This is a genomic window from Paenibacillus sp. An7 (genome assembly GCF_009870785.1).
In the GTDB taxonomy this organism is placed as follows: domain Bacteria; phylum Bacillota; class Bacilli; order Paenibacillales; family Paenibacillaceae; genus Paenibacillus.
Genome location: NZ_WTWX01000010.1, coordinates 35066 through 53504, shown reverse-complemented (window position 1 = coordinate 53504; position 18439 = coordinate 35066). Strand labels below are relative to the sequence as shown.

The 18439-nt window shown below is 45.2% G+C and carries 11 protein-coding genes; 2 read left to right on the top strand and 9 right to left on the bottom strand.

Annotated features, from left to right (window positions below; genetic code table 11):
- Positions 1 to 283: 283 nt before the first annotated feature.
- The 7 genes from GQY27_RS13080 to GQY27_RS13050 form a co-directional block, all read right to left on the bottom strand.
- Positions 284 to 532 (bottom strand): hypothetical protein, encoded by a 249-nt coding sequence (locus GQY27_RS13080; RefSeq protein ID WP_160035066.1) that lies wholly within the window; start codon positions 530 to 532, stop codon positions 284 to 286.
- Complete coding sequence (locus GQY27_RS13075) at positions 533 to 751, bottom strand: YezD family protein (RefSeq protein ID WP_160035064.1); 219 nt, start codon at positions 749 to 751, stop codon at positions 533 to 535.
- A 50-nt stretch (positions 752 to 801) separates the two neighbouring features.
- Positions 802 to 1665, bottom strand: coding sequence for a sulfate ABC transporter permease subunit CysW (cysW, locus tag GQY27_RS13070; protein WP_160035063.1), 864 nt, complete (start codon positions 1663 to 1665; stop codon positions 802 to 804).
- Between the two features lie 19 nt (positions 1666 to 1684).
- Complete coding sequence (cysT, locus tag GQY27_RS13065) at positions 1685 to 2527, bottom strand: sulfate ABC transporter permease subunit CysT (RefSeq protein WP_160035061.1); 843 nt, start codon at positions 2525 to 2527, stop codon at positions 1685 to 1687.
- A gap of 54 nt (positions 2528 to 2581) precedes the next feature.
- Positions 2582 to 3616: a sulfate ABC transporter substrate-binding protein gene (locus tag GQY27_RS13060; RefSeq protein ID WP_160035059.1), complete on the bottom strand. Its 1035-nt coding sequence runs from the start codon at positions 3614 to 3616 to the stop codon at positions 2582 to 2584.
- A 505-nt stretch (positions 3617 to 4121) separates the two neighbouring features.
- A complete protein-coding gene (locus GQY27_RS13055; RefSeq protein WP_160035057.1) occupies positions 4122 to 5225 on the bottom strand; it encodes a glycosyltransferase family 2 protein in 1104 nt (367 codons plus the stop codon).
- 48 nt (positions 5226 to 5273) lie between these two features.
- Positions 5274 to 6044 (bottom strand): YheC/YheD family protein, encoded by a 771-nt coding sequence (locus GQY27_RS13050; RefSeq protein WP_268893030.1) that lies wholly within the window; start codon positions 6042 to 6044, stop codon positions 5274 to 5276.
- Between the two features lie 462 nt (positions 6045 to 6506).
- Here GQY27_RS13050 and GQY27_RS13045 point away from each other — a divergent pair, with 462 nt between their 5' ends.
- Complete coding sequence (locus tag GQY27_RS13045) at positions 6507 to 7082, top strand: BclA C-terminal domain-containing protein (protein WP_160035053.1); 576 nt, start codon at positions 6507 to 6509, stop codon at positions 7080 to 7082.
- A 461-nt stretch (positions 7083 to 7543) separates the two neighbouring features.
- On the opposite strand, the gene GQY27_RS13040 is transcribed toward GQY27_RS13045, so the two are convergent.
- Positions 7544 to 9397: a rhamnogalacturonan lyase gene (locus GQY27_RS13040; protein ID WP_160035230.1), complete on the bottom strand. Its 1854-nt coding sequence runs from the start codon at positions 9395 to 9397 to the stop codon at positions 7544 to 7546.
- A gap of 316 nt (positions 9398 to 9713) precedes the next feature.
- Here GQY27_RS13040 and GQY27_RS13035 point away from each other — a divergent pair, with 316 nt between their 5' ends.
- The gene (locus GQY27_RS13035) at positions 9714 to 10646 is read left to right on the top strand and encodes a class I SAM-dependent methyltransferase (protein ID WP_160035051.1); all 933 of its coding nucleotides are present in this window, start codon (positions 9714 to 9716) and stop codon (positions 10644 to 10646) included.
- 49 nt (positions 10647 to 10695) lie between these two features.
- Here the strand turns inward: GQY27_RS13035 and GQY27_RS13030 are convergent, their stop codons facing one another.
- Positions 10696 to 18261: an Ig-like domain-containing protein gene (locus GQY27_RS13030; protein WP_160035049.1), complete on the bottom strand. Its 7566-nt coding sequence runs from the start codon at positions 18259 to 18261 to the stop codon at positions 10696 to 10698.
- Positions 18262 to 18439: the final 178 nt, after the last annotated feature.

Genomic DNA, 18439 nt, shown 5'->3' with positions numbered 1-18439 from the left:
TACTTACGTCCAGCCAAAACAAGCGGAGCATGAGCACGGAAAGATCGTTTCCCGCTACCTCTACACTGTCGATGAGCGCCGAAGGATCGTTCCCCGTCACTCACAAGTAACATTGATCATTTTCCATTCTTACTCATATAAAAAAAGGCAGCTAACTACTAGCCTGCCTCCCCTCTTCCCTCTATGACTCGCTGTTTACCCCAAGGAAACAGCGACGTCCATTGCTCCCCCCACACCACGTGGGGAGGAAGCTTTGCCCTTTTTCTCCCTACACAAACGTAACTCAAGGGAATAAGATCATTCCGAGATCATAGCGACTTTTGGCTTTGGCTGGACCATTTACTTCCTCGATTCTACTTACGTCCAGCCAAAACAAGTGGAGCATGAGCACGGAAAGATCGTTTCCCGCACCCCAAGGTACCGATGAGCACCGAAAGATCGTTTCCCGCCACCCCAAGGTACCGATGAGCACCGAAAGATTGTTTCCCGCCACTCTACAAATATACCGTTCCCCGCTACTAACAATAACCACTTACACCTTCCCCGCTCCCGCAGATGAAGTCTTCCCCGCATTACCCGCTGACGAAGTACGTGCCGCCGCCTTATTATCGTATCGTTTGCGCTCAGTACGTTCGATCTGTACAATCTGCCCTTCGTGCACCACGATCGATACAGCGCCGAACTCCATCCCATTTAGTAATTCAGCAATCCGTTCCAACCACACTTCATCCACTTTTAGCGGTTTCGCCATTACAAACGCCTCCTGTTTATATTAGGCCACTGCCCCCTATGGGATTATGGTCAATGTGTACTTTTCCTACTAAAGAAGCTTTTCAATATGAGCGTTGCCAGAGCCAGCAACAACAACAAAGAGGCTACAGCAAAAGAGGCTGAAAATTGATATTCGTTATACAAAATTTCAACATGCAGTGGCAAAGTGTTCGTCTCTCCCCGGATATGCCCGGATACAACAGATACAGCCCCGAATTCTCCCATTGCCCTGGCATTACATAAAATAACACCATACAATAAGCCCCACTTGATGTTAGGCAAAGTAACTGAGAAAAACACTCTCCACCCTTTCGCACCGAGCATTACCGCTGCTTCTTCTTCCTGTGTTCCTTGGTCTTCCATGAGCGGGATAAGCTCTCTTGCTACAAAAGGAAAAGTAATGAATAATGTCGCTAGAATAATACCGGGTACTGCAAAAATCACCTTCGTATTCCATGCTTCCAGCAAAGGACCCAACCATCCGCTTGCCCCAAATACAAGCACAAACATAAGCCCGCCAACTACAGGTGAGATCGAGAACGGAAGATCGATTAATGTAATCAGCAGCCCCTTGCCTCGAAAATGAAATTTCGTAATAAGCCAAGCTGCCATAACTCCAAAGATGGTGTTCAGAGGCACGGTAATTGCTGCTACGATTAAAGTGAGCTTCAATGCAGCGAGTGCATCCGGCTCCGTAAGAGCTGCGATAAATACGCCCACTCCTTGTTTTAAAGCTTCCGTGATTACGATAACGAGGGGCAAAATAAGGAGCCAGCCCATCACAAGTACAGCCGCTCCGATCAGTGTCCACTTGACCCAGGCAGCTTCGCTTGCTCCCCGGGATGCTTTTGTCTGTACTTTAGCTCCTGTTCCTAAAGGTACGGTTCCTGCCATGATGGATTCCTCCTTTTCTTTATCTTCGGGATGTTTTGCGGCTCCAGCGCTGCAGAGTATTAATGAGAAGTAACAGCACGAAAGATACGAGCAAGAGCAATAAAGCGACAGCGGTAGCTCCGGCGTAATCGAATTTTTCCAACTGTGTCATGATGAGCAGTGGAGCAATTTCCGTCTTCATTGGCATGTTTCCCGAGATAAAGACGACCGAACCATACTCCCCAATTCCCCTTGCAAATGCCAGCGCAAACCCGGTCAGAAGAGGCGGAATCAGTTCAGGCAGAATCACTTTGCGAAACGTCAGCCAGCGTCCTGCTCCCAGCGTTGCCGCCGCTTCTTCTAAACCAGTATCCAGTTCAGCTAGAACAGGCTGAACAGTCCGTACGACAAACGGAATACCAATAAACATAAGTGCGAGCGTGATGCCTAGCTGAGAGAACGCAACTTTGATGCCAAGCGGATCAAGCAGGGAGCCGATCCAGCCGTTAGGCGAATACAAAGCGGTTAGTGCTACACCAGCGACTGCTGTAGGCAGCGCAAAGGGCAGATCAATAATCGCATCAAATATTTTTTTGCCCGGAAACTCATAACGTACTAACACCCACGCAAGCAGTAAACCTAGAAACAAATTCGCAAAAGCAGCAAAACCAGCAGTCATAAAGCTGACTTTAAAAGAAGCCAAAATCCGAGGATTGCTAGCCATTTCGAAGAACTTGCCCCATGTAAGACCTGTTGAATTAAACAGAAGTGCAGCCAGTGGAATGAGTACCACGAGGCTTAAGTATAGAACCGTAAAACCCATTGATATTCCAAAACCAGGGAGGACCCTTACTTTGGAAGTTCCCACTCCACTACTACTCATGCCTGTTCATCCCTTCTCGCCTCCGGTTTTTGTCCGGTCAGCCGTGCCAAAGCTTTAGCTGCCTGGTGTGTAGATTTGCTCGAAAATACCGCCTTCACTGAAATGTTTCTCCTGTGTTTCTTCCCAAGTGCCGAATACATCCGAAATGGTGAACAGTTCGATCTGAGGAAAGGCATCCTTATACTGTTCAGCTACCGTATCCAGTGTAGGACGATAATAATTGTCTGCTGCAATTTTTTGTCCTTCTTCACTATACAGATAGGTAAGGTAAGCTTCCGCGGCCTCTCGTGTACCTTTTTTCTCTACATTTTTATCAACGACAGCAACGGGCGGTTCTGCCAGAATACTGACCGAAGGATAGACGATATCAAATTTGTCCGGTCCCAGTTCTTTTACAGACAACAGAGCTTCATTCTCCCAAGCCAGCAACACATCACCAATCTTACGCTCTACAAATGTAGTGGTTGAACCGCGCGCTCCTGTATCAAGAACCGGTGTATGCTTAAACAGTTCAGCTACGAACTCTTTTGCTTTGGTTTCGTCGTTATTGTTCTTTTTCAGTGCATAACCCCATGCCGCCAGATAGTTCCATCTTGCTCCGCCCGATGTTTGGGGATTCGGTGTAATGACCTCTGTATCGCCCTTGATTAGATCATCCCAATCTTTAATCCCTTTGGGATTGCCTTTACGAACGAGAAATACAATGGTGGATGTATAAGGAGCACTGTTATGTTCGAATTTCTCCTGCCAGCCTTCATTAATGAGGCCTTTTTCTTCTATAGCACTGATATCGTATCCCAGGGCAAGTGTCACCACATCTGCATCCAAACCATCAATAACAGAACGGCTCTGTTTACCTGATCCTCCGTGGGATTGTTTAATCGTCACTTTCTGCCCTTTCTCCTGCTCATAGTAAGCAGCAAAAGCTTTGTTATACTGATCATACAGTTCACGTGTAGGGTCATAAGAAACGTTTAACAATTCAATGGCTCCAGATTTATCCTCACCACTTCCACCACATGCTGCCAGCGAAGCCGTTAATAATAATGCCATACTGATCGTAAGACCTTTGCGGATCCCCTTTTTCATCTACAATCTCCCCTTCGCCACAGCTATTACGCATGAGATATAAAAAATGGAGGAACGAAAGCCTATAGATCAAGGTCAAACCGTCTTGGAATGTACGTGTCTGCCGGGTCTATACTGCCTTACGTTCCTCGTCCGTATGGTAGGTTTCGCATTAACATTTATTCCTACCTGTTTAGTATGTTATGTACATTGTAATGAGGCTGAACGCGGCTGTCAAACATTTTTTAACATATATTCCGATTGTTGAGTTACTTCATTGAGCATCTTAAATACCTGCTTTAGTTAAAGTGATATCCCCATGAATCAATGCAGTTTGGGAGAATCGATGCTTTTCATATTAGGCCCCATAACAGTCTCCTGCATTTTATCCAATCCTTCTGCTATTCGTCTCGACGATCAAGAAAGACCGTTAGGAGCACAGCAGCATCACTAACGGTCTTTTGTTATTGGATTGTCAGCGTGGGATATAGATGTGGAGTACGGTATGTGCTAAAGCGGAATTCAGCTAATTAACCGCATCACCTTGGCACCCATGACCTATTACTCCTCGGGTGAGAAAATAACGCTTGTTCTGCAGGATACGCTCATCATTTGGCCGATAAAGGCTGGCGGCTTCATTATGCTGATAAGCCAACTCATATTTCCCAAGGCGATCGTAGCATACGCACAATTGCAAGTGGGGTAACCAAGTGGAGCACATTGGGCTTACCAATCCCCAGCTATCTTTAAGAGGTTCTAATTGTGTAGCTACTTTGTACCAAAATATGGATGTATTAATGTCATTTTGTTGTAAAAAGAGATAACCTAAACGACAACAAAATTCAGCACGAGGGGGACTGAATTGTAACGATCTTAATGAAGAGCGAAGTTCGTTTTGCTGATCTCCGAGATGATGAAAGGCATCCGCTAGTTTTCCACAAGCTAAGATATTGTCTTCTACCCAACCTTTGCCTGTCGCTAGAAATTTTTCATAATAGCGAATTGCCTCTTCAAACCTCCGATGATCCAATAATTCATTAGCATAATAATACAAATCACGCGGCGAAAATACCTCACCCTGGGCTAATCGTTTTTCATAAATACGGAGATTTCGTTCATTTTCATGATGAAGTCTACTGTGCGTTACAGCTATATCACTATTTAAGATGGATCCCCACACTGCCAGATACTCATGCACAGCACCAACCCATTGAAACAGATTGCTTCTTTTCACTAGTCGATTGCGTCTTAAACTGGATGTAACTTCGCCAAATTCATCGAATGCTAGATGATAATTCATTGTGACAGAATCAATATTTGGGTCAAGCGTCTCTTTTAAAGCAGCGAGTTTAGCGCGGTCCTTTTCTTTCAAAATGTCATCAGCATCCAACCAAAAAATGTAGTCCTTACTTGCTTGATTAAAAGCAAAATTCCGGGCTTTTGCAAAATCATCTATCCAAACAAAATCATAAATTCTCTCCGTGTATTTGCGCGCAATTGCTTTCGTTTGATCGGTCGATCCTGTATCTACAATAATAATCTCATCAACAAGATCACAAACGGAGCTCAGACATCCTTCAATGACATCCTCTTCGTTCTTAACAATCATACATAGACTAATAGAAATCATAATTCTCACCTCACAATAGCTTTATTCACTTCTCTTTAGATCTTATCCTCAAGATTGGGAAAGATAATAAGCATACTCTAAGGGTCTACTATAAATTTTTCGTTTATAACACGTAAGATCGTTGTATATATTTTTTGGGGGTTGACCGTTAAGTTCGATAATCCATATCTTTCTCTGTTCATCTAATACAAAGTCGACACTCAATTCTCCCAATAAACCCAAGTAAGTCTCTGCTTCTTGTGCGGCTGTTACACTTAGCTCATACAGAGAACAGCGAATTTCATTCACTTTATCCGGCGAAAATAATCGCGGAAGAATTTCTTCAGCATCATACACGGTTTCACACATGCTCGTGTTATAGTAATGTTCATAAGCTGCTCTACACGTTATGGCGGAAACAGTCCATTCTCCAAGGATATCTTTTTGAACCAGAACCCGGATGTCAAAATACTGATGATCAAGTTGACTTATATGAACTCCTTGCTGAACCAAGTATTTTTTCTGTCCGAATAGTTCATCTAATTTTCTGTGAATGCCTTCACTTTGTCTGCATATAAATCTTGGGGCCAAGCTATGCAAAGAGATGTGAATATCTCGATTATCCTTTAGCTCAAGTCGATACACGGACTCCCCTTTAGCCCCGTATAATGGCTTAATATATATTACTTTATATTTCTCTAGTACCTCTAATACGTTGACTTCGTTATATAAAAATGTGTCTGGCAGATAAGGCTTAAGCTTTGACTGCTTCAATATATTGTTGATATCCCATTTATTAAAAAAATTGATTGTGTTAAAACATCGATTCCTGCCGATCACCTTCTCAATGCGTTGAATGGCTGTTGAACTTTTGTTGAAGCACCGGTTATATACGACATGAGGAAAAGGGAACGAACTTTGCTTCCAAATGCCTTTCGTAAGACTGAGCCCAATGATACGTTGTTCCTTCCAAAGGATATCTTCCAGAGTAAATGTGTAAAGCTTTAGGTTTACATTGTGATAACGTTGATATAGCTTTAATATTCTTTTTTTGCTGCTCCTTTTGGTAACGAGAATACCTAGTAATGGACTACTTCCCAATAAGATCACTCCCCCGGTTCAATCTCTTTGTATTATCTAATGCAGGCGTAGACATATGGTATGGGACAATATCACGGTTGAGTGCAAATTTAGCAAATATACTGCTTTATTCACCTATTTTTTGGTAAATAGGTATTTCACCGTTTTCTCTATTAAAAATTTGAATAAAATGAAGCACATTGGTTAAGAGGAGATGAGTGTATGGGGAAATGTAATTGTCCTCCAGGTCCCCCAGGACCAGAAGGGCCTCGAGGACTCCAAGGAGCGACAGGTGCAACAGGGGCTACTGGCGCAGCAGGGGCTACCGGCGCAACAGGTGACACGGGCGCAACAGGGGCTACTGGTGCTACTGGCGCAACAGGTGCCGGATTAGCCGAATACGGGTATATTTACAACCTTGGTGCTCAAGTTGTACCGATTGAGACCGATGTCATTTTTGATTCAAATGGAATACTTACAACTGGGATTACGCATGCTCCAGGAACCTCTCAAATTCTAATTACCACTCCGGGAGACTACGAAGTTACTTTCTCCGTGTCCGGTGTGGAACCCAGTCAGTTCTCGTTATTTCTTAATGGTGCACCGGTTGCGGGTACAGTCTATGGTTCAGGCGCAGGCACTCAGCAAAATAACGGTCAGGTTATTATTGCCGTAGCAGCCGGTGATGTTCTCACCCTTCGAAATCATACTTCTGCTGCCGCAGTTACCCTACAAACATTAGCTGGAGGTACACAAACAAATGTTAATGCTTCTATCCTAATCAAGAAATTAGATTAATAACTTTAATTTCTCGTATTGCAATTACAGATTGCAGAAACCTTCTCTTGTTAACAATCGAATCTGGAGAGTTCTCTTTGTTTCAGACTCGTGTCATCCCGATCACTTTGCGAATACGGTTAACGTAAAACGAGAATTCGGTGTTGTACTAACACATAAATTCTGGGCAGAGTCCTTGATATTCAAGGACTCTGCTTGTAGATTCCATTTTTCGAACCAAATGATCTTCTGGCAAGAGTTGATCTAGAGCAACCATTTCAAATTGGTCAAGCTGAGTGGATGATTGTTTTGTTAGCCTGATTGTCACGTCAAATAAAGTAGTTGATTCTATTGTAAATAAAAAAGACTGTAGACAAACTAGTTTAGGCTAGTTTGTCTACAGTCTGAGCCCGCATGTATGCAGTCTTCTGAACTAAGCAGATGTTATTTGTTTTTTTATAACAAGATCTGCGCTACCGGCCTTAAGGCGCTGCTGTCAATCGTATATTCGGTGTTGGAGGAGTATTCATCCCTGTGCCGAGATAAAAACTAGTATGAGGCGGCTGATTATAGGCCACATTTTGCCATGCGATACCAAGACGATACACAGGATCATGCATCAGCGTATAAATCCTGGTTTCTGTTAGAGCAGTGGTTGTATAGATTCGGAGTGCAGTACTGTCCGTTGTTCGCCAGACGGCTTCTTCCCGCCAATCTCCGAGTAGATCTGCTTGCAGTGCGGGTGTAGCTTTCGTGCCATTATTGCTGGCCGTACCAGATGCAGTAAGCAGATTTGTTACTGTAGAAGTATCGTAATTCCACTTATCGATCCGGTTATTATCTAACAGTTCACGGCTGAGATCGCCATCCCACCAGATTCCAAAATTCGTGGAAGGCAGTTTATTGCTGATCAGCTGTCCTTTTGCAGTGTACATGGATCCTGCAGCCCACACCTCTGCCCCTTTATATCTTGGATCGATATCTGCAGCCATTCCTCGTCCAATATCAGCACTTGTCGGAATTCCCCAGATGAGCGTGCCTGTTCTCGCATCACGAAATTCAATTCCAGCTGTAGCCGAAGGGGTTTCATGCACCTGAAATACTTCCATTCCAGCACGATCTGGATCGAGGTCGCTAAGATGCATGGCATCGCCATGTCCAAGCTTCGTCGTATAAAGTCCCATTCCATTATCATCCACGGCCATAGCACCATAGATAATCTCGTCTTTTCCATCATTATCGACGTCTCCTACACTGAGACTGTGATTTCCTTGCCCTGCATACGCACTGTTGCCCGAAGTATTCGTATCAAAAGTCCAGCGTTTTGTTAATTGTCCATTCCGATAATCATAGGCAACCAGGACAGAACGAGTATAGTAGCCGCGAGCCATAACGAGACTTGGTCTCTCCCCGTCAAGATACGCAATTCCTGCCAAGAAACGATCGACCCTGTTTCCATAGTTATCCCCCCAGCTGCTTACTGTACCGCGTGGCGGGTCATAGTTTACCGTTGTAAGTGCCTTTCCAGTCAAGCCATTAAAGATCGTTAAGTACTCAGGACCAGTCAAAATGTATCCGCTGCTGTTACGATAATCTTTCGTTCCATCCCCAATCACAGCACCGGTACCATCTTTACTGCCGTCTGCTGTTTTCATGGCTACCTCTGCTTTTCCATCCCCGTCCAAATCGTATACCATGAACTGAGTGTAATGTGCACCTGCTCGAATATTTTTGCCAAGACCAATCCGCCATAAACGGGTTCCATCCAGCTTATAAGCATCAATAAACACTTCTCCTGTGTAGCCGCTTTGGGAATTATCTTTCGAGTTGGAAGGGTCCCACTTCACAATAAGCTCATATGTACCATCTCCATCCAGATCCCCTGCACTCGCATCATTTGCGCTATACGTATAATTTACTCCGTCCGGTGTTGTTCCGCCTGCCGGTTTACTTAGTGGAACCGATAAATAATTGGATCCCCATACACTTACGGCAGTGGACGCAGCTTGCTCCGCTCCATTAACGACAGCCCTCACTGTATACTTTGAACTGGTTGTACCTGCCGAATCCTGAAGATTCGTACTGTTCATAATCGGTGTTGCATTCACCTTCACACCATCTCGGTATACATTAAACGTTACGCCAGATCCTTCTGTGCCAAGTAACCGCCAGCTCACAAATACACCATTATCTGTCTTTACAGCAACTACACCTCGGTCTAGGTATTCCATCTGTCTTGGATTTGCGGCTTGGGCTCGTCCAGAAAAGCCAACTGCTGAATAACATATCCCTGCTGCTAAAATACAAATCCCTAATTTCCGTACACTTTTTCTCATTTTCCTGTTCACTACGTATCCCTCCAAGGCAATTAGGATGGTGGTAAAACTATCAATGAATGTAAGCGCTTTATATTGTGCTTCATATTATATTCTAATCTAATTATTCCTTATATAGGTCTCGCTCCTTAATTTAATGACACTTTCTGCTGCGAGATAGAAATAAAGAAAGTACATTGCCGCTTAGTAAGAATGGGTTGTCTGTCTGGATAAATGCTCATACATCAGGGGTACTTTTCGAATACAGCTATAAGAGGTAGTGCTTGGAGGCAGTGTATGAATACAGTGAGGGGGACTACAGAAAGAAGGTTTATTTATGAGAGTGGATCTAGGTTGTGGCAATCAAAAATTGCCTGGATGTATAGGGATTGACCGCTTTCCTTACGATGCAGTGGATATCATCCATGACATAAACGAGCCCCTGCCGTTCGAAGATAATTCCGTCAGCTACATCATGGCTTCCCACAGTTTGCAGTATGTTCATCAACTACAGCCTGTTCTTGAAGAGATATATCGTGTATGTAAACATGGTGCTGTTGTATGCATTATAGCGCCTTATGCGCATGTAACAGCACACATGACAAACCCTCTTTTTAAACAATTTTTCAACGAGCATTCCCCTCGTTACTGGACGCAGGATCCTCATTATCATGTAGATCAGGAAGAGTATCTCTTTCGTAATCATAAAGCCTGGTCCCTTGCCGAAGCGGAGCAGGAGATCGAAATAGATTTTCGGCTCTTGCACCTGGAGTTTTTTTATTTCCCCATCTATAAAGCGTACGATCCACTGGAGCTCAGTCTGTTAAGACAAAGCCAGCTTAATGTGGCCTACCAAATCTTGTACCAGCTTGTTGTTATTAAAGAAGAGATCTCTCCCGAAGAGCTTACCTATCTAAAACAAAGAAGTTGGGAGGAGCCGGAGTATGTGAGCGAGCAGCGTTTATCTTTTCAGAATGAGCGTGAGATTGAAAAAGTCTACTATACGGAGCATCTCTCCATGCTCGGCTCTCAGGACGCAGAATCTTCTCATACGGAAGCCGAACCGATGGTTCCGGCGGAACCGTCCCCCCCTTCCTCATCTAAACCGGAGTCCATAAACGTGCCAATCGCAAGAAAACCTGCTAGAAAATCAAAAGGGATATTAAAAAATAAATCAAAAAATAAAATTGTCCCCCTCATTCCTCCCAAAAAGAACCCTTTAAAAAAAAGAAAGCCAAACCCAAAAAAGAAACCCGGAAGGTCTCGATAATCGAGGCTCTTCCGGGTTTTCTATTTTATCACCATCCGAATGAAATCTTCTATTCTTCCCCTTCCGGATAGACAAGTACATTAACAATGACCGTATAAATGCCTTCCTGCGCATCCGTTACTATAAATGTGAATTGATCTGGACCTGTAAAGTCAGGATCAGGAAAATAGGTATACGTTCCATTTGCATTGAGTACAAGTCTTCCATTGTTCGGGTTATCTATGATCTGTGCGGTAACAATAAGACCGAGACCAATCGTATTTAAATTGCCTGATAGCGGTCGGTTTTCTTCTGTACGAAGCTGAAGGGTTAAGGTGTTGCTTTCCTTTGTCACTTTTACGAAAACAAGGAACAAAGTGATCTTACCTGCCTGATCCGTAAATTGTATCGTAAATTCATCAATTCCGGTAAATCCGGCATCCGGTGTATAAACAAACGTGCCATCTGGTCGTAATTCTACTCTTCCCCGTGAAGGGCCGCTCCGCAAAATATAACTCCCCTGACCCGCTGGCAGCGCATCTCTTACAGGGGTTCCTACTGTCGTAGTAAGCTGAATACTCACGGAATTTGGATTGCCTGAAGGATATACAACAACCGTAACGATGGACAGAGCACTGAGTCCAAGGCTGTCACTGACCCTCACACTGAACGTATCCGTTCCCGTAAAACCTGCGTTTGGAATATACGTAAAGCTTCCATCCGGATTTAGCTCTACTGATCCTGAATTCGGGAGACCTGCAAGCTGATAAATCAGCGGAAGCCCTGCCGGGTCACTCGCAAGGATGGTTCCAGATACAGGCTGATCTTGCGCTGTTCCAATGCCGATATCCGTTGTAATCGGTCCATCTACCGGTTCGGAAGCACTTACTTCTACGCTAACAGGAATCGATACGGATTCTCCTGCACTGTTTATTGCAATGATGGTAAAACGATCGGTACCTGTAAAATCAGGATTTGGCGTATACGTAAAGGTACCGTCTGGATTTACAACTACCGTACCGAACTGAGGAGGAGTTCCTAAAGAATAGACAAATGCAAGACCATTTGGATCAATCGCGATCGCAGCTCCATTCACCGCCTGCCCTTGAACCGTAGCTACCCTTACCGGATTAGCAAACGGGATATCATCTTCTACCGTTACTGTCACGGTAGAAATCGCATTTTGACCGTATAGATCGGTAACAATGACACTAAACTGATCTACCCCGATAAATCCTGGATTTGGGGTATACGTAAACGTACCGTCTGGGTTGATAACAACTGTTCCGTTTGCCGGCAATAACGTATAGAGCGTAAAGATCAGAACTCCATCTGGGGCGCTCGCTGTTACTATTCCGTCTACTGGAGTATTGATAAGGGTAGAAAGTGAGACATCTGGTGCAATCGGCGTGCCGGTAATGACCTGAATGGTCACAATGATATTGGACGATGCACCGTTCGCATCTGCAGCAATAACTGTAAACCGATCGGTACCTACAAATGTTGGACCTGGTGTATAGGTAAAACTTCCATCAGGATTCACTGTAACCACACCTTGTTCAGGAGGTATACCCAAAGTAAAGGTAACCGCCGTACCTTCAGGATCTACTGCGGTTAACACAGCACTGATTGGATTACCTGCATACGTCGTAAATGTGACATCATTTACGATTGGTGGAAGAATAGGAATATTAATGGTCACCGTGGAAATCGCATTTCCTCCTAATCCATCACTCACCCATACCGTAAAGGAATCCGTTCCTGCAAAGCCAACGTTCGGAGTATACGTAAAACTTCCATCCGGATTCAGCTGGGTCGTTCCACTCGTCGGAGAAGAACCCAGGATATAGATGAGCGGATCTCCATCCGGATCGGAAGCAATAATCTGTCCATTAACCTGCGTATTTGGACTTGTTGAAATCACCTGATCCTCTGTAACCGGAGGCCGGCCCGTCACTTGAACAGTAACCGGAGCAATTGCTGTACCTCCGCTGCCATCACTAACTAAAATGGTTAACGAGTCACTGCCTACAAATCCAGTATTTGGTGCATACGTAAACGTACCGTCTGGATTTACGATTGCTGTCCCGCTTGCCGGTAGAGAATTGATCGTAAAGGTAAGCGGATCTCCATCCGGATCGGTTGCAGATATGGCTCCTGATACAGGAATGTTCTCACTCGTCGATACAGAAGCACCGGTAGCAATCGGCGGAAGATTGACTACCATTAGCGTTATTGTACCTATACCTATTCCTCCTGCAGAGTTAGCACTCTGTACAGTGAAGCTATCAAGTCCTCTATATCCGGGATTTGGAGTGTAGGTGAATGTACCATCTGGATTCACTACTGCCGTTCCGTTAACGGTTGGAGACTGTAAAGAATAAGTGAGCGGCAACCCGTTAGGATCAACAGCAACGATTTGACCCGATATCGGAACATTTACTCCGGTCTCCAGGTTCTGACTTTGAACTGCTGGCGGACTCGCATTTACATTTACCGTAACTGCAGCTACTGCAATTCCTCCTCTTCCGTCACTGACCGTTACCGTGAAGAAGTCGGTGCCATAAAACCCTCCCGCAGGTGTGTACGTGAATGTTCCATCCGGGTTCAAGACCAGTGTTCCATTAGCAGGAGGTGACTGTACTGTATAGGTGAGCGAGTCTCCATCGGGATCCGTAGCAATGACTGCTCCTGTTACCGGTATTGGCTGTACTGTGGATACGATTGAGTTTTGAGTAAGAGGCGGCTGATTAACAACTTGAACATTGACCGTTGATACTGCCGTTCCTCCTTTTCCATCGCTCACGAGTATGGTAAACGCATCAGGACCTATGAAACCTGAATTAGGTGTATAGGTGAAGGTTCCATCTGGATTCACTACGACGATACCATTGACCGGCGGTGATAAAAGACTAAAGGTAAGTGGGTCCCCTTCCGGATCGGTTGCTGGCACTTGCCCCGATACCGGTAAATTAATAGACGTCGAAATACTTACATCGGTTGTTACCGGCTGGAGGTCTGTTACGTTAACAGTAGCCGTCGCTATTGCCGTTCCACCTAAACCGTCACTAATGAGTACAGTGAAACTATCTGAACCTACATAACCTTGATTTGGTGTATACGTAAACGATCCATCTGGATTCACGGTGACAACCCCGTTTGCTGGAGGGGTGAGTAAACTAAAGGTAAGCGGGTCACCCTCTGGGTCCGTTGCGGTCACAGCTCCAGATACTGGCGTATTTTGTGTGGTAGACACATTAGTTCCTACAGCTACAGGCGGGCTGTTCGTGACATCAATCTGGACGGTTGCTATCGCCGTTCCGCCTTTTCCGTCATCGACTAACACCGTGAAACTCTCTCTTCCTACAAGCCCTGCATTCGGTGTATAGGTAAAAGTACCATCTGGATTCACCACTGCTGTGCCAAACACAGGAGCAGCATTCAGTGAATAGGTAAGTGGGTCCCCATCAGGATCTGTTGCCGTAACCGTACCAGATACAGGGGTTTCATTTGGTGTAGAAAGCAATACATCCTGGGCTACAGGAGGCTGATTAATAATGTTAACTGTGACTACAGAGGTTGCCGTTCCTCCTCTTCCGTCACTAACCAGTACAGAGAAAGTGTCCGTCCCGACGACACCTGGATTCGGCGTATAAGTAAAGGTTCCATCCGGATTAACCAACGCTGTACCCAGTGTTGGTGCAATGGCTAGTGAGTACGTTAACAGGTTTCCATCCGGGTCCGTAGCTAAAATCTGACCACCCACCGGGATATTCTGCACGGTGTCAAAAGAATAATCGGGTACCACCGGAGGCTGGTTATCTACGTTAATAGTTACGACTGAAGTAACGAAAACTCCGCTTGTATTCGTAACAAGCACAGAGAACGTATCCGTGCCGGCAAACCCTGGGTTTGGGTTATACGTGAAGGTTCCATCCGCTGAATTTAAAGCAACAGAGCCATTTACAGGTCCAGCTGATACAGTGTAGGTCAGAGTCTCGCCTTGCGGATCGGCAGCTATCACCTGGCCGGATACCGGAATATTTGTGTTCGTATTCAGCGTTACATCTGATGTAACAGGCGGAGCAACCGGAACACCCACTTGCACGTTAGAGGTAGCCGTCCCCCCTTTTCCATCACTCACCAACACAGAGAAATTATCAATTCCGAAGAAGTTGAAATTTGGTGTATACGTAAAGGTTCCATCTAGGTTCAGTACAACAACCCCATTACTAGGTGGTACAAATAATGTATACGTAAGTGGGTCTCCATCCGGATCCGTTGCAGGAATTTGACCCGCTACCGGGGTGTTGACGTTCGTCGTTATAGACAAATCCTGTGCTATAGGCGCCTGATCCGCTACCCTGACAATAGCCGTTCCCACTGCCGTCCCACCCTTCCCATCACTAACAAGAACAGTAAAGGAATCCGTTCCTACAAAGCCGGTAGCTGGGGTATAAGTAAACGCGCCGTCTGGGTTTACGACTGCTATCCCATTTGCCGGAAGAGATGACAGCTGATAAGTAAGAGCATCCCCGTCTGGATCCATCGCAATAATCTGTCCAGATAGGAGTGTATTTTGTACGGTAGAAAAATTTTGCGTTTGTGCCACTGGAGGCTGGTTAACGACGTTAACAGTCACAGTTGCAATAGCGGTTCCTCCAAATCCATCAGATACCATTACAGTAAAAGAATCAGGTCCTGTAAAACCAGGATTCGGTGTATAGGTGAAACTTCCATCTGGATTCACAACAGCCGTTCCGCTTACAGGAGGAGATTGCAAAGTATACGTTAACGCATCCCCATTCGGATCCGTGGCAATCACCTGGCCTGTAGCCATCATATTTTGGAGCGTTGAAAGGGACACATCGCTCGTGGATGGTGACTGATTCAGCACATTAATGGTCACATTACCTACTGCTGTTCCTCCAAGTCCATCCGATACAAGATACGTAAAAGCATCCGTTCCCGAGAAATTGGCGCCCGGTGTATACGTAAATGTTCCATCTGGATTGATCACTACTGTTCCGTTAGTCGGTGCTGAATTCAAACTATACGTTAACGGATCTCCATTCGGGTCGATTGCAACGACCTGACCTGATGCCGGTGTATTCCCTGTGGTTGTTAAGGTCAAATTTTGCGGAATAGGGGGTTGGTTGGTTACCTGGATCGTTACAACAGAGATTGCCGTGCCTCCGTTTCCATCACTTACGACCACATTAAATGTGTCCGTACCGATGAATCCAGGATTCGGTGTATACGTAAAAGTACCATCCGGATTTACGGCTGCAGTTCCACTAGCCGGGGTCCCCGTCAAAGCAAATGTAAGTGGATCACTATTCGGATCCGTAGCGGTTACTTGACCTAATACGGGAATGTTCCCTCCGGTTGTAAGATTAAGGTTATTTGTTACAGGCGGTAAATTGACAACCTCAATCGTTACAGTAGATACTGCTGTGCCCCCACTAATATCCGTTACAAGCACGGTAAAAGAATCGGTACCTATGAAACCAGGATTCGGAATGTACGTGAAGGTTCCATCTGGATTTACTTGTGATGTACCATTCACCGGAGAAGTATTTTGTATAAAGGTGAGCGGATCCCCATCAGGATCACTGGCCGTAACCTGACCTGACGTAGCCACATTCGCAGGTGTCGTCAGATTCACATTCTGCGTAATCGGCGGGCGATTGAGTATGTGGATTGTTACCGCTCCAATCGCTGTTCCCCCATTCGGATCGGCAGCGAGGAAAGTGAAGGAATCATTTCCTATATAGTCTGTGTTCGGTATATACTCAAAAGTTCCGTCTGGGTTTATGGTAACCGTACCGTTTGCCGGAGCCGAGTTTAGACTATAAATTAACCCATCTCCATTCGGATCGGTAGCAGTTACTTGACCGCTCAGCGGTGTATTCTTACTTGTGCTCAAATCGAGATTATTTGCGATTGGCGGCTGATTTAATATCGTCACTGCCACCGTAGATACAGCGGTTCCTCCGAACCCATCACTTACAAGTACCGTAAAGGAATCATTTCCTGCAAACCCAGGATTAGGGGTATACGTATAGGTGCCATCTGTATTTATTAGGGCGGTTCCACTTGTAGGAACGGAATTGAGAGTGAATGACAACGGATCTCCATCCGGATCGTTGCCCGTAACTTGGCCGGAAACAGCGGTGTTCCCGTTTGTTACCACAGCATAGTTTTGGGTAGTTGGCGGTTGATTACCGATGGATACGAGGTTTCCATTGGATCGAGAGGTTCCTTGGAAAATAGGTCCTCCAGGTAAACTTTGGAAGTTATAGGAGATTTCAGCTACATTCGATTGTACTGATCCAGCAGGTCTTGACACAATTTGTACAGAGTAAACGATTGTAAGCGTCTGCCCTGGATTCACTGTCCCAAGAGCAACACCTGTCACGGGATCTGCACCCGGTTGGTTTACTCCATTCACCAAGAGAGAACCCGGTACAAAACTTCCTGACGAAGGGAAATTATCTTTAAGTAAGACGAGTGAAGCAGCAGCCGTACCCGTATTGCTAACGGTTAATGTGTACTGAACAGAGCTTCCTACAAGCGCAGATGAAGTATTTGAGCTTTTCGTAAATACAAAGAATGGAGAATTCACATCCACCTGCAGCCCAAGCGAATTCACCAGGTAAGCATCTCCCTGCGAAGTAGCCTGAATAACAGCCGTCGTCTGTGAGTTAGTTAGTGAAGAAGATACATTCACATTCGTAATATCCCAGCCTTGTCTTGCCCCAATCGTAGCCCCTCCCGGAGGGCTGTTAAGTGTTCCAAACGTTCCCCGAGTATCAAGCAAACCTTGATCATTATTAATCTGTGAGCAGAAAAAATTATCCACCGGGTTGTTAGGACCGGATATGGGAGCCAGCGTAGCTACGGTAGGTCCGAATCTAAGTTGATCTCCTAAGATCTGTGGATCTCCTTCGCTTGCACTGACCAACAGGCGGCCACTCACCGTGCCGGTTACTGGGGTAGCAAATCCGCCAATCGATGTCGTTGTGCTTCCTAGCGCCTGGTTTACGATCTCTGCACCTACATAAAAACTAATATTTCGGGAGGGTAAAAAAGGGCTTGAATAGATAACTGCCAGTGTCCAGCCAGCAAAATTATCATTATTATTTGACGCCGTTACCGTAGCCGGTACTGTACCCGCTGCATATGTACCTGCCCCTCCTTCCTGCACCAACGCGGTAACAATGGCTGAATTCACATAGTTGCTACGGATCGGCGCGGTATTTTGTGCGGTTGCCGGGTCAGGAGATACAGCAGTTGTACCAACAGGCGTCGAAAAAGAGATCGGATTCCCTATAGCGCCAAGCACACTTCCTCCCCCCGCATCGTAGGAACCTGACCAGATTAATTCAGCATACAGCACAGATGCACCGCTCGGAATGTCAAGAACCGCTCTCGAACCATTCAGTGTATAATTCAGTGTCGTGCCTAATGGAAAGTTTCCAGCTCTTAGTGTCGTATTTAATGTACTAAACGCTCCAATGGAGCCTGTCGTTCCCTGATTATTCTGGTTGGCTACTTTATTAAGCCCGAGTGTATTTCCGGTAAACGTAATCGATCCATTCGTAGTTACGTTATATCTTAAAATATAGGGCATTGCCGACACACACCTCCGCTAGGATACCTGCTTGTTGGTCAATATATCGTGCGAAGGTTCGTCCTATTCGTAAATCTGTAAAATAGCATAAAAAAACATAAACTTTACCCCAAGGCAAAGTTTATGTTTTTCGTAAGACTGCTCTTTTTATTTTAGCGGCTTCATACAAACCGGTCTA